Genomic DNA, 13,299 nt, shown 5'->3' on the forward strand with positions numbered 1-13,299 from the left:
CGCCCGGCGGGAGCCTCTCCGTGACACCGACCAAGCTGCTGATCGGGCAAGTCCTGATTGTGTTCGCGATCGTGATCGCGGGCCTGTGGGCGGCCACGCAATGGGCGGCGTCGATGCTCGCGTATCAGCCCGAACTCGGCGCTCCCTGGCTGGTTTTCCGGCATCTGCCGATCTATCGCCCGTGGGCGCTGTTCTGGTGGTGGTATCACTACGACGCCTATGCACCGCACGTCTTCGACAAGGCCGGCATGCTCGCTGGCGCGTCGGGTTTCTTCGGGTGCGGCGCGGCGGTGGCGGGATCGTTGTGGCGCGCGCGCCAGCGCAGCAACGTCACCACCTACGGTTCGGCGCGCTGGGCTTCGCCCCGCGAGATCGACCAGGCTGGATTGCATGACGATGCCGGCGTGTTTCTCGGCCGCTTGGGTGGCCAATATCTGCGCCACGACGGTCCAGAGCATGTCATGGCGTTCGCGCCGACCCGCTCGGGCAAAGGCGTCGGGCTGGTCGTTCCCACCTTGCTGTCGTGGACCGGCTCGACCGTCGTCCATGACATCAAGGGCGAGAACTGGACCCTGACCGCCGGCTGGCGCTCGCGCTTTTCGCATTGTCTGCTGTTCAATCCGACTGACGCGCAATCGGCGCGCTACAATCCGCTGCTCGAAGTCCGCCGCGGCGCCAACGAAGTGCGCGACGTCCAGAACATCGCCGACATCCTGGTCGATCCCGAAGGCGCGCTCGAACGGCGCAACCATTGGGAAAAGACCAGCCATTCCCTTCTCGTAGGCGCGATCCTTCACGTCCTGTATGCGGAAGAGGACAAGACGCTCGCCCGCGTCGCGACCTTCCTGTCCGACCCGCAGCGCAGCTTCGTCGCGACGTTGCGGCGGATGTTGTCGACCAATCATCTCGGCAGCCAGGACGCGCCCTGCGTCCATCCGGTCGTCGCATCCGCCGCGCGCGAGCTGCTCAACAAGAGCGAGAACGAGCGATCGGGAGTGCTCTCGACCGCGATGTCGTTTCTCGGATTGTATCGCGACCCGACCGTTGCCGCGGTCACCTCGCGCTGCGACTGGCGCATCGCCGATCTTGTCGATGGCGAGCGACCGATCTCGCTCTATCTCGTCATCCCGCCGTCGGACATCAGCCGCACCAAGCCGCTCGTCCGCCTGATCCTCAACCAGATCGGCCGTCGATTGACCGAACGGCTCGACCAGCCGCTCGGCACCGCGCGCCGGCACCAACTGCTGATGATGCTCGACGAGTTTCCGGCGCTCGGGCGGCTCGATTTCTTCGAGACCAGCCTCGCGTTCATGGCCGGATACGGCATCCGCGCCTTCCTCATCGCCCAAAGCCTCAACCAGATCGAGAAGGCCTATGGCGAGTACAATTCGATCCTCGACAATTGCCATGTGCGCGTCGCGTTCGCGACCAACGACGAACGCACCGCAAAGCGCATTTCGGATGCACTCGGCACCGCGACCGAACAACGCGCGATGCGCAACTATGCGGGCCACCGCCTGGCGCCGTGGCTCGCCCACGTCATGGTCAGCCGGCAGGAAACCGCCCGCGCGTTGCTGACGCCCGGCGAAGTGATGCAGTTGCCGGCGACCGACGAGCTGGTGCTGATCGCAGGACTCGCGCCGATCCGCGCGACCAAGCTGCGCTATTTCGACGACCGCAACTTCTCCTCTCGCGTCGCCCCGGCGCCCGCACTGGCCGATGGCGCCTATGCCGATCGTCCGGTCGCACGCTCGAACGACTGGGGCCGGTTCGCGCGGCTGCCCGATACCCGGCTAGCGGAGCGGGCCGATGCGGCCGCTGCGGACGATGACGGCGGCATGCAGCAGCAGCGTCACCCGGGTCTGGCCGAGCATCGTTCGGTCCATGCCGACGCGGCTATCGAGCCTGTCCAGACCGGGTTGGACGATGACGACACCGCCGCGGCCGACCAGCGGGCGATGGATCAGGCGCGCGGTCTGTCGACCGCCGTCCGCGCTTACGGAATCGACGAGGGCGCCGAGCGCGACCTCATCCCGGGGCTGCTGTCATGAAGGTGCGGCAGAACCTCTATATCGACCGCGCGGTCAGCGACGCGCTGGAAACGCTTGCCCGTAGTCGCGGCGCCAAGAAGTCGCGGCTGGTCAACGATGCCGTCGCCGCCTGGCTCGCACGGCTCGGCACCAAGGAAATCGACGACCTGCTCAAGCTGCGGCTTGACCGACTGTCGCGCGACGTAGAGCTCGTCCGCCGCGATCTCGACATCGTCATCGAGAGCCTGTCGCTGTTCGTGCGCTTTCAGCTGCTGGTCACCGCGCCATTACCCGAAGCCGACAGTGCCGGCCGGGCGGTCGGGCTCGCTCGGTTCGAGAAATTCGTCAGCCAGGTCGGGCGCCAGCTCGCCACCGGCAAGCGAACGCTCGGCGCTTCCGAACCGGCGGGGACGGCATCGTGAGCGCGGGTGCGTCCGATACCGTGTCGGAAGGACGGCGCCGCGCGATGCTGCGCACCGCGATGGGCCCGACGATCGCCGCCGCACTGGCCGATCCGCTCGTGCTCGAAGTGATGATCAACCCCGACGGCGCGCTGCGGCTCGACCGGCTGGGCGAGGGGCGTACCGACACCGGCGTGCGTTACGACCCGGCGCAAGTCGAACGCATCATCCGGCTGGTCGCCAGCCACGCGCGAACCGAAGTGCATGCTTCCTCGCCGATCATCTCGGCCGAGCTGCCGCCGCACGGCGAAGGGGCAGGGGAGCGGTTCGAAGGCGTATTGCCGCCGGTCAGCCTCGCGCCGTGCTTCTCGATCCGCAAGCCCGCGACGCGGCTCTACACACTGATGGACTATGTCGGCGACGGCATCATGACGCCTGACGTCGCGCGGCTGTTGTCGCTGGCGGTCGTCGAGCGCCGCAACATCCTCGTCGCCGGCGGCACGAGCTCGGGCAAGACGACGCTCGCCAACGCCTTGCTCGTCGAGATGGCGCATCTCGACGAGCGCGTGATCCTGATCGAGGACACGCGGGAGCTGCAATCGCCCGCCACCGATACCGTCGCACTGCGCACGCGCACCGGCAGCGTGACCATGGCCGATCTTGTTCGCTCGACGCTGCGCCTGCGCCCCGACCGCATCATCGTCGGCGAAGTGCGCGGCGGCGAAGCGCTCGACATGCTCAAGGCGTGGAACACCGGTCACCCCGGCGGGATTGCCACCGTGCACGCCAATAGCGCGACCTCCGCGCTGCTCAGGATCGAGCAGCTGATCCAGGAAGCCGTCGTGACGGTGCCGCGCCGGCTGATCGCTGAGGCGATCGACATGGTCGTGTTCATCACCGGGCGCGGCAGCGATCGCCGCGTCGATACTGTCGCCCGCGTCGCCGGACTCGATCCCGACGGCGGCTACGCCGTCATCGACCTTTCCCCCGATCATTCCCGCGCAACCCCAGGAGATTGACCATGCGCCGACTATTGCCGACCCGACTCTCTCGCCCCGCGCTGACGGCGATCGCGCTCGGCTGCTACGTCGCCCTGACCCAGCCGGCCTTCGCCAGCGGCTCGGGCATGCCGTGGGAGCAGCCGCTCCAGCAAGTGCTCGAATCCGTCCAGGGGCCGGTCGCCAAGATCGTCGCGGTGATGGTGATCATCACCACCGGCCTGACGCTGGCGTTCGGCGAAACCGCCGGCGGTTTTCGCCGGCTCATCCAGATCGTGTTCGGTCTCTCGATCGCGTTCGCCGCCTCGTCCTTCTTCCTGAGCTTCTTCAGCTTTGGCGGCGGAGCGCTGGTCTGATGCTCGCCACGTCCGGCACCCACCATCTCGAGGGGTTCGAGGCACCGATCCACGCCAGCCTCGGCTCGCCGATCCTGCTCGGCGGTGCGCCGCGCGGGATCGCCATCGTCAACGGCACGATCGCCGCCGCGGTCGGGCTCGGTCTTCAGCAATGGCTGATCGGGCTCATCCTGTGGGCGGTCGGCCACAGCCTCGCGGTGTTCGCCGCGCGCCGCGATCCAGACTTCGCGCCGGTGCTGCTCCGTCATCTCCGTCAGAAGGCCTATTTCGCATGCTAGCCTTGCGCGAGTACCGCCATATCGCCGATCGCCTCGCTGACCATCTGCCCTGGGCGGCACTGGTCGCGCCGGGCATCGTCCTCAACAAGGACGGCAGCTTCCAGCGCACCTTGGCGTTCCGTGGTCCCGACCTCGAGAGCGCGACCGAGGCCGAGCTGGTCGGCGCGTGCGCGCGCGCCAACAATGTTCTCAAACGCTTCGGGTCGGGTTGGGCGTTGTTTTTCGAGGCCGATCGCCGCGAGGCGCTCGGCTATCCCGCCAGCACCTTTCCCGATCCGGCATCCTGGCTGGTCGACGAGGAACGCCGCGCGGCGTTCGAGGCCGAAGGCGCGCATTTCGAAAGCCGCTACCATCTGACCCTGACGTTCCTGCCGCCCGCCGATGCGAGCGATGCGGCCGGTCGCTCGCTGGTCGATCGCGACGGTGACGCGAGCGGGCGCGATTGGCGTACGGCGCTGGCCGGCTTCGTCGCCGAAACCGATCGCGTGCTCGATCTCTTCTCGGCCTTTCTGCCCGAGGTTCGCGCGCTGTCGTCGGCTGAGACGCTTACCTTCCTGCACGCCACCGTTTCGACCAGCCGCCAGCCGGTCGCGGTGCCCGACACGCCGATGTATCTCGACGCGTTGCTCACCGACACGCCGCTGGTGGGCGGTCTCGAACCGAAGCTCGGCGACCGGCATATCCGCACGCTGACCGTGCTCGGTTTCCCCAATCTCAGCCGGCCCGGAATCCTCGACGCGCTCAACGCGTCGGATTTCGGCTATCGCTGGGTCACGCGCTTCATCGCACTCGACAAGACCGAGGCGACCAAGGCGCTCACCAAGATCCGGCGCCAGTGGTTCAACAAGCGCAAGTCGATCACCGCGATGCTGCGCGAGGTGATGTATAACCAGCCGGCGCAGTTGCTCGACAGCGATGCCGACAACAAGGTGGTCGATGCCGACCAGGCGCTGCAGGCATTGGGCGCGGACTATGTCGCGTTCGGCTATCTGACGGCAACGATTACCATAGCCGACGACGACCGCGACCGCGCCGACGAGAAAGTCCGCTCGGTCGAGCGGATCGTCAACGGACTCGGCTTCACCTGCGTGCGCGAGGGCGTGAACGCCGTCGAGGCGTGGCTGTCCTCGCTTCCCGGTCATGTCTACGCCAACGTCCGCCAGCCGCTCGTCCACACGCTCAATCTCGCGCACCTGGTGCCCCTGTCGGCAATCTGGGCGGGCCCCGTTGCCAACCATCATCTCGGCGGGCCGCCGTTGCTGTGCGCGCGTACCGCGGGCGCCACGCCGTTCCGGCTGTCGACCCATGTCGGCGATGTCGGCCATATGCTTGTGGTCGGGCCGACCGGCGCGGGCAAATCGGTGCTTCTGGCGCTCATCGCGCTGCAGTTTCGCCGCTATCCCGGCGCCCAGCTCTACATCTTCGACAAGGGCTATTCGGCGCGCGCCGCGGTGCTGGCGATGGGCGGCGCGCATCACGCGCTGGGTCTTGGCGGTAGCGATGCGGGGGAGGGGCTTTCTTTCCAGCCGCTGCGCCACATCGATCGCGCCGACGAGCGCAGCTGGGCGGCGGAATGGATCGCCGCGCTGCTGGCCCAGGAAAAGGTCACCGTCACCCCCGAGATCAAGGAGTCGATCTGGTCAGCCCTCGGATCGCTGGCATCGGCGCCGGTCGAGGAGCGCACGCTGACCGGGCTCGCCTTGCTGCTCCAGTCCAACGCCTTGCGAGTCGCGCTGACCGCCTACACGCTCGAGGGACCGTATGGGCGGCTGCTCGACGCGGCCGAGCAAGCGCTCGCGTTTTCCGACATCCAGTGCTTCGAGACCGAGGCGCTGATGGCGCAGGCCGGCGTCGTAGCCCCGGTGCTGACCTATCTCTTCCACCGTCTCGAGGAGCGCTTCGACGGGCGGCCGACATTGCTGATCCTCGACGAAGCCTGGATCTTCCTCGATCACCCGCTGTTCGCGGCGCGCATTCGCGAGTGGCTCAAGACGCTGCGTAAGAAGAACGTCGCGGTGCTGTTTGCCACGCAAAGCCTCGCCGACATCGCCGACAGCAGCATCGCGCCCGCGATCATCGAGAGCTGCCCGCAGCGCGTCCTGCTGCCCAACGACCGCGCCATCGAACCGCAGTCGCGCGCCGCCTACGAGCGGTTCGGGCTCAACGAGCGCCAGATCGAACTGGTCGCCCGCGCGACGCCCAAGCGCCATTATTACCTCCAGTCGGCGCGCGGCAACCGGCTGTTCGAACTCGGCCTGGGGCCGATCGCACTCGCACTGTGCGGCGCCTCCGATCCCGCCAGTCAGCAGCAGATCGACGCGCTCCTGGCCGAGCACGGCGCGACCGACTTTGCCGCCGATTTCCTCCGTTCTCGCGATCTCGATTGGGCGGCCGCGCTGCTCGAAGACTTCGCATCCCCCGTTCGCTGACCCCTAACCCGAAAGGAGCTTTCCCATGTCCCAGCGAAAACTGCCCCATACGCTCTCGAAATTCCTCACCGCGTCCGCGCTGGCGCTCGGCTGCGCCGGGTCGCTCGGCATGGCGCTTTATACCGCGCCGGCCGCCGCGCAGTTCACCGTGTTCGATCCGACCAATTACTCGCAGAACCTGCTGACCGCCGCGCGTACGCTCAGCCAGATCAACAATCAGATCCAGTCGCTCCAGAACGAGGCGACCATGATCATGAACCAGGCCAAAAACCTGTCGCGGATCGACTTTCCCGAGATGCAGCAGCTCACCCAGACGTTGCAGCAGATCGACCAGCTGATGGGCCAGGCACGCGGCGTCAGCTTCCGCGTCGGCAATGTCGATTCAGAGTTCCAGCGGATGTTCCCGCAGAGCTTCAGCGATGCGCTCGGTAGCAATGCGAACGTGGTCGCGGCACGGGCGCGGCTCGACGCGTCGCTCGCGGCCTTCAATCAGACCATGCAGGTGCAGGCGCAGGTGGTCGGCAGCGTCAACGCCGATGCGTCGGCGCTGTCGTCGATCGTTCAGAAAAGCCAGGGTGCCGAGGGCGCGCTGCAGGTCGGCCAGGCGACGAACCAGTTGCTGGCGCTCGCCGCCAAGCAGCAGTTCCAGATCCAGAACATGATGGCGGCGCAATACCGCGCCGAAGCGCTGGAAGCGGCGCGCCGCGCGCAGGCCGAGAGCGATGCGCGTGCCGCCGCCAAGAAGTTTCTCGGCAGCGGCACCGCCTACCACCCCCGTTAGGCAAAACCGCGCCGAGAGTGGCGGCGAACGGCGCCCACCCCCTCGCCGACGTCCGCCGCCACGCCCGCGGGGCGCGATGCCGCTCCCCCAGTCGCGCCTCGCGGGCCATTATTCCTGACAGGACACGCCATCATGGACGATCTCAGCGTCATCGACCGTTTCATGCAGACCTTCATCCGCTACATCGACAGCGGGTTCGGGCTACTTGGCGGCGACGTCCATTTCCTGTCGGTGACGCTGATCGGCATCGATATCACGCTCGCCGGTCTGTTCTGGGCGATGGGCGGCGAGCAGGACGTGATGGGGCGCTTCATCAAGAAGATCCTCTACATCGGCGCGTTCGCCTTCATCATCGGCCAGTTCTCGACGCTCGCCGATATCATCTTCCGCTCGTTCGCTGCGGCCGGCGTCACCGCGGGCGGCGGCGGCATGTCGGCCGACGATCTGCTCAAACCCGGCAATCTAGCGTCAACCGGTTTTACAGCCGCGTGGCCGTTGCTCGCGCAGATTTCCGATCTCACAGGTCCGGTATCCTTCTTCACCAACTTCATGACGATCGCGGTGCTGCTGTTCGCGTGGGCTGTCATCGTGCTCGCGTTCTTCGTGCTCGCGCTGCAGATGTTCGTGACGATCATCGAGTTCAAGTTGACGACCCTCGCCGGATTCGTCCTCGTGCCGTTCGCGCTGTGGGGACGCACCAGCTTCCTCGCCGAACGCGTGCTCGGGAACGTCGTCAGCTCTGGCATCAAGGTCATGGTGCTGGCGGTCATCGTTGGGATCGGCGCCAATTTCTTCGGCGACTTCAGCCAAAGCCTGCAGGGATCGGAGCCCGACCTTGCCAAGGCGCTGAGCGTCATGCTTGCCGCGTTGACGCTGTTCGGTCTGGGGATCTTCGGGCCGAGCATCGCCTCGGGGCTTGTATCGGGCGCGCCGCAGCTTGGTGCTGGTGCCGCGGTCGGCACAGCGATCGGCGCGGCCGGTGTTGCGGCGCTCGGCGGCAGCGCCGTGGCCGGTGCGGCTGGCGCGATCGGCGGCGGCGCGATGTCGGCGATGCGTGCCGGTACGTCGATGGGATCGGCCGCCTCGACCGCTTACAAAATGGGTCAGGAAGGCGCCGGATCGAACAGCGTCGGCGCAGGACTTGGCGGTGTCGCCCGCGCGGCCGGCAATGCGGCGCGCACGCGAGCGAGCAATGCCCTTGGCCTCGGCGAAGCTGCGGCGTCCGGCCGGCAGGCGGCGTTCAGCGCACTCACCAATCATCATCCATCGTCGGCGTCCGGCTCGCAGGGCAGAGATGGCGACGCCCGGCAGCCTGCCTGGGCGCGCTCGCTCAAGCAATCTCAGGATGCGCGCCATCATCGTCAGATCGTCGCGCACACGCTGCGCGAGGGCGATCGCGGCGGAGGATCCGCCACCCCCGACATCAAAGAAAAGGAGGATTGACGTCATGTTCTTCAAACGCAGCGTCCAGCGCTACGGGCGAACCCCCGAACCCGAAACGCCGTATCAGCGCGCCGGACAGTTGTGGGATGAGCGAATCGGGTCGGCCCGCGTCCAGGCGCGAAACTGGCGGCTGATGGCGTTCGGCGGGCTCGCGCTGACCACCGCGATGTCGAGTGGGCTCATCTGGCAGTCCTTGCAGAGCCGGGTGACGCCTTACGTGGTCGAAGTCGATCGCCTCGGCGAGGCGCGCGCGGTCAGCGAGGCGGAAGCCGGTTACCACCCCACCGATCCGCAGATCGCCTGGCACCTTGGCAAGTTCATCGAGAACGTCAGGTCGATCTCGCTCGATCCGGTGCTGATGCGCCGCGACTGGCTGTCCGCCTATGAGTTCGCGACGCAGCGCGGGGGTGTGTTCCTCGGTGAATATGCCCGCGCTGCCGACCCGTTCGCGCATGTCGGCGAGAAGACCGTGTCGGTGCAGGTGACCAGCGTCGTGCGCGCATCGGATCAGTCGTTTCAGGTCACATGGACCGAGACGGCGTTCGACCGCGGCGCACAATCCGGGGTTTCGCACTGGACCGGTATTCTGACGATCAAGCTTAAACCGCCGACGTCTGCCGATGCGTTGCGCAAGAACCCGCTCGGGGTGTTCGTCGATGCGATCGACTGGAGCCGAGAACTCGATCCGCCACCGGCTTCGCCATCGCCAGCTGCACCGCCCCCGACACCGGCCGCTTCGACGGTGCCGCTCGGCTCGCCGCTCGATCCCAATCTGAGCACGTCCCCTTCTAATCCCAGCCTGGAGAACCAGCAATGAAACGCTCGCCTGTTTCATCCGCCATATTGCTGTTGCCGATCTTGATTGCAGCACCGCCCGCCGACGCCGCATCTCGGGAGCATCGAGTCCGCGCAGCGGCGTCGGCTGTTGCCGCCGCGAACCGTGCCGGCACGCGCGAGCCGACATCGCCATCGTTCATCAATGCCAGCGCGGTGATGCCGTTCGTCGACGGTACGATCTACCGGATCTATACCGCGCCGGAGCGGGTCACTGACATCGCCCTGCAAATGGGGGAGCAGCTTCGTGCCGTCGCCAGTGGTGACACCGCCCGTTGGGTGATCGGCGATACGACCAGTGGCACCGGTGCCGAGCTGCGCGCGCACATCCTCGTCAAACCCTATGCCGGCGGGCTCACGACCAACCTCGTCGTCACGACCGATCGCCGGACCTACCATTTGAGTCTGTCGAGCAGCGGTGGGGCCGCAATGTCCGCCATATCCTGGACCTATCCCCAAGATGCGTTGATCGCATTGAAGGCGTCGGAAGCTGCCGCAGCGTCGGCCGCGCCCGTTTCCAGCAGTCTCGATGTCGATGCGCTCCATTTTGACTATGCGATCTCAGGCGACCGGCCGGCATGGAGGCCGATACGTGCGTTTGACGATGGCCGTCAGACTTTCATCGAATTTCCCCCCAACCTGCCGGTCGGCGAGGCGCCGCCGCTGTTCCTAGTCGGTGCCAAAGGCGAGGCGCAGTTGGTCAATTATCGACTGCGTGGCCGATATTACGTCGTCGATCGTATTTTCGACGTCGCCGAACTCCGTCTTGGCACCAGGCATCAGGACATCGTGCGGGTCACGCGCACGGGCAGCTCCCGCGCTCGCGGAAGGCGGCACTCATCATGAGCGAAGACACACCAGTTCAGCCTTCCGAGACGGCCACGCCGCCGCTCCCGAAAGTCGATCCGGAGTCGCTCGTCTTGCGGGCACGACCGCAGCGCGCGGTTCGCTTCAAGCGCGGCGTCATCGTCTCGCTGGCAGCCGCCGCGGCCACCGGTGTCGTGGCGACGGCCTGGTTCGCGCTGGAGCCGCACGCGCTTCGGCTGGCGACGAACGACGACGATCGATCGCTCATCGCAAAGGCGCCGACGGACACGCTGAGCGCGCTGCCGACATCCTACGGTGCCGCCCCCAAACTGGGTCCGCCTTTGCCCGGCGATCTCGGCCGACCAATCCTCGACCGTCAGAGGCAACTCGGTGGACAGCCGATGCCGCCGGTTGCCGGACCAGGGCGGGCGGTGGACGACGCCCGGCAGAGAAAGGCCGACGATCTCAAGGCCGCGCGACAGTCGGGGCTGCTGGTGCAGACGAGCGATCGAGGACTCACCGCCGATGCCGGTCCGCCCATCGCGCCGTCGGCTAACGCACCGGCGAGCGACGTTGCGCCGAAGGTGACGCTCGATCCCGATCGCGATCCCAACGGACAACAGCGCAAGACCGAGTTCACGCAATCGACCGACAAAGCCGGCGACACCAACCCTTACCGGCTCGCAGCCAGCCCTTCGCCGTTCACGCTTGCGGCCGGCAGCGTCATTGCCGGCAGTCTGATCACCGGTTTGCGCTCCGATCTGCCGGGGCTAGTGACCGCGCAGGTTACCGAACGCGTCTACGACAGCGCGACTGGCCGTATCCTGCTCATCCCGCAGGGCGCGCGGTTGATCGGGTCGTACGACAGCGTCGTTGCGTTTGGGCAGCGGCGAGCGCTCGTCGTCTGGCAGCGTATCCTGATGCCCGATGGCAGCTCACTGCGTCTGGACAATGCCCCCGCGACCGACCCGTCGGGCTATGCCGGATTGGAAGACAAAGTCGATGCGCACACCTGGGCGCTGCTCAAAGGTGTGGTGCTCTCTACCCTCCTTGGCGTCGGCGCCGAGCTACAGTTCAGCGGACAAAGCGATCTTGTCCAAGCGCTGCGGCAGTCGACCCAGCAAAGCGTCTCTCGGGCAGGGGACCAGCTGACGTCGCGCAACCTGCAGGTCCAACCGACGATTACGATCCGGCCGGGCGCACCCGTCCGGCTGGTGCTGCATCGCGACCTTATCCTGAAACCCTGGCAGGAGCGTTAGGGATGGCCGACATCAAGTTAGCGCGACTGCCCGACCGCACGCCGATCAAACTGACGATCTCGGTCCTCCCGGAATTACATCAGCGGCTTGGCGATTATGCCGCGCTCTACGCCGCGACCTATGGTGCCAACGAACCGCTCGCCGAGCTGATTCCGGCGATGCTCAGCGCTTTTCTCGAAAGCGACCGCGAGTTCGCCAAAGCGAAGCGGGGAGCGGCGTCGAGCGCAGGCTGATATGAACGAGCGGCTGCTTTGCGTCGAGGAGGCGGCGGCCTTTCTCAAAGTCCACGCCAACACCGTTCGCGCCTGGGTTCGGTCCGGGCGGATTCCAGGCGCGAAGATTGGACGCGGCTGGCGGTTCGTGGAGGCGGACCTTGTGGCGGCGACTCGAGAGGGGTATTCTGCGGTCGCACGAATGCAGCCGAGTGCCTTTCAACAGGAGGCAATATGGCACTCTGGAACCGTGCAGGAACATACTACGTCAAGATCACAGCGCCTGACGGAACGCTCATTAGACGCACTACTGGGACGTCCGACAGGCTCAAGGCCGAAGAATATCACGACAAGTTGAAGGCCGAGCTGTGGGACCTTGCCAGGCTCAAAATAAAGCCGAAACGGACTTGGGACGAGGCGGCGCTGCGGTGGTTGCAGGAGAAGAAACACAAAAAGTCCTACAGGGACGACGTGTCTCGCATCCGGTGGTTCACCAAGCATCTGCGTGGCAAGACATTGGACCAGGTGAGCAGGGACATGATCGACGGGATCATTTCTCGACACCATGCTCGTTCGAGCAGTCGCACGAAGGATCTCTACGTGGCGCTGATCCGCGCCATTTTCCGGATGGCGCAGCGCGAGTGGGAATGGATCGAGCATATTCCGGCGTTCCGCACCTACACGAAGAATGGCAAGGTTCGCGTACGCTGGTTGACCCACGCACAGGCCGAGCGACTTCTAAGGGAGCTACCTACTCACCAGCAGGACCTTATGCTGTTCGCGCTCGCCACGGGCTTGCGGCAGGGAAATATCAAGAGACTGACCTGGGATCAGGTCGACCTTCCCCGCCGTATCGTCACGATCGAGCATGGAGATACCAAGAATAACGAAGCGCTGGGCGTCCCGCTCAACGATCTCGCGATCTCGGTCCTCCGGCGGCAGATGGGAAAGCAGTGTGAGCATGTGTTCAACTATGCCGGACGACCGATCGGGCAGGTGAACACGAAACATTGGCGAGCCGCGCTCAAGCGAGCCGGGATCACCGATTTTCGCTGGCACGACCTGCGGCATACCTGGGCGAGCTGGCTGCGGCAAAATGACGTGCCCACATGGGTGCTGCAGGAGCTGGGAGGCTGGAAATCGGAGGCGATGGTGCGCCGCTACGCGCACATGTCGGTGACGCATTTGCAGCCTTACGCAGACCAGCTGATTTTTGAGGGTGAATCAGGTCACACTGCGCCCGAGAGAGAAAAGCCCGGTCAAGGTCACAAAAATGGTCACAGTGGGAGCCCGTTCCGGCTCAGGCTAGTGGCCGGGACTGACCTAAATAACTGATAAACAGGAAGGAAAAATGGTGGACGCACTAGGGCTCGAACCTAGGACCCGCTGATTAAGAGTCAGCTGCTCTACCAACTGAGCTATGCGTCCATGCCGGAAAGGCTGTCCCCGTCGGGGAGCGAGGCCGTTAGCA

At 65.9% G+C, this 13,299-nt stretch carries 13 protein-coding genes, 1 tRNA gene and 1 pseudogene; 14 read left to right on the forward strand and 1 reads right to left on the reverse strand.

The genetic code is table 11. The annotated features are described in order from the left end of the window. Window positions 1-20: 20 nt before the first annotated feature. The 14 genes and pseudogenes from VH326_RS03735 (at window position 21) to VH326_RS03795 (ending at window position 13,163) form a co-directional block, all read left to right on the forward strand. Window positions 21-2,051, forward strand: a complete 2,031-nt coding sequence (locus tag VH326_RS03735) for a conjugal transfer protein TraG (RefSeq protein WP_329630453.1) — start codon at window positions 21-23, stop codon at window positions 2,049-2,051. Beyond that, window positions 2,048-2,452, forward strand: a complete 405-nt coding sequence (locus VH326_RS03740) for a CopG family transcriptional regulator (protein ID WP_329630454.1) — start codon at window positions 2,048-2,050, stop codon at window positions 2,450-2,452. The genes VH326_RS03735 and VH326_RS03740 overlap by 4 nt, the downstream gene beginning before the upstream one ends. A gap of 44 nt (window positions 2,453-2,496) precedes the next feature. Continuing rightward, on the forward strand, window positions 2,497-3,450 hold the full coding sequence (gene trbB / locus VH326_RS03745; RefSeq protein WP_329630784.1) for a P-type conjugative transfer ATPase TrbB: 954 nt from the start codon (window positions 2,497-2,499) through the stop codon (window positions 3,448-3,450). Window positions 3,451-3,452: 2 nt separating this feature from the next. After that, window positions 3,453-3,785: a TrbC/VirB2 family protein gene (locus VH326_RS03750; RefSeq protein ID WP_329630455.1), complete on the forward strand. Its 333-nt coding sequence runs from the start codon at window positions 3,453-3,455 to the stop codon at window positions 3,783-3,785. After that, complete coding sequence (locus tag VH326_RS03755) at window positions 3,785-4,063, forward strand: VirB3 family type IV secretion system protein (RefSeq protein ID WP_329630456.1); 279 nt, start codon at window positions 3,785-3,787, stop codon at window positions 4,061-4,063. Before VH326_RS03750 ends, VH326_RS03755 begins: the two co-directional genes overlap by 1 nt. Continuing rightward, window positions 4,057-6,492: a conjugal transfer protein TrbE gene (trbE, locus tag VH326_RS03760; protein WP_329630457.1), complete on the forward strand. Its 2,436-nt coding sequence runs from the start codon at window positions 4,057-4,059 to the stop codon at window positions 6,490-6,492. Before VH326_RS03755 ends, trbE begins: the two co-directional genes overlap by 7 nt. Window positions 6,493-6,517: 25 nt before the next feature. Continuing rightward, entirely contained in the window at window positions 6,518-7,273 is a 756-nt protein-coding gene (trbJ, locus tag VH326_RS03765) for a P-type conjugative transfer protein TrbJ (protein WP_329630458.1), read from the forward strand. Window positions 7,274-7,405: 132 nt separating this feature from the next. Beyond that, on the forward strand, window positions 7,406-8,716 hold the full coding sequence (gene trbL, locus VH326_RS03770; protein ID WP_329630459.1) for a P-type conjugative transfer protein TrbL: 1,311 nt from the start codon (window positions 7,406-7,408) through the stop codon (window positions 8,714-8,716). Window positions 8,717-8,720: 4 nt separating this feature from the next. Further along, complete coding sequence (gene trbF / locus VH326_RS03775) at window positions 8,721-9,533, forward strand: conjugal transfer protein TrbF (protein WP_329630460.1); 813 nt, start codon at window positions 8,721-8,723, stop codon at window positions 9,531-9,533. Continuing rightward, the gene (gene trbG, locus VH326_RS03780) at window positions 9,530-10,396 is read left to right on the forward strand and encodes a P-type conjugative transfer protein TrbG (protein ID WP_329630461.1); all 867 of its coding nucleotides are present in this window, start codon (window positions 9,530-9,532) and stop codon (window positions 10,394-10,396) included. The genes trbF and trbG overlap by 4 nt, the downstream gene beginning before the upstream one ends. After that, a complete protein-coding gene (locus VH326_RS03785) occupies window positions 10,393-11,616 on the forward strand; it encodes a TrbI/VirB10 family protein (protein WP_329630462.1) in 1,224 nt (407 codons plus the stop codon). The genes trbG and VH326_RS03785 overlap by 4 nt, the downstream gene beginning before the upstream one ends. Before the next feature lie 2 nt (window positions 11,617-11,618). Beyond that, complete coding sequence (locus VH326_RS03790; RefSeq protein ID WP_329630463.1) at window positions 11,619-11,849, forward strand: DUF2274 domain-containing protein; 231 nt, start codon at window positions 11,619-11,621, stop codon at window positions 11,847-11,849. Between the two features lies 1 nt (window position 11,850). Beyond that, window positions 11,851-11,985: pseudogene (locus VH326_RS16030) on the forward strand (helix-turn-helix domain-containing protein); the annotation flags it as partial. Between the two features lie 77 nt (window positions 11,986-12,062). After that, a complete protein-coding gene (locus VH326_RS03795) occupies window positions 12,063-13,163 on the forward strand; it encodes a site-specific integrase (protein ID WP_329630464.1) in 1,101 nt (366 codons plus the stop codon). A 17-nt stretch (window positions 13,164-13,180) separates the two neighbouring features. On the opposite strand, the gene VH326_RS03800 is transcribed toward VH326_RS03795, so the two are convergent. Continuing rightward, a tRNA-Lys gene (locus tag VH326_RS03800) sits at window positions 13,181-13,256 on the reverse strand. Window positions 13,257-13,299 lie beyond the last annotated feature (43 nt).

The sequence above is a fragment of the Sphingomonas sp. genome, assembly GCF_036269755.1.
Taxonomy (GTDB): Bacteria; Pseudomonadota; Alphaproteobacteria; order Sphingomonadales; family Sphingomonadaceae; genus Sphingomonas.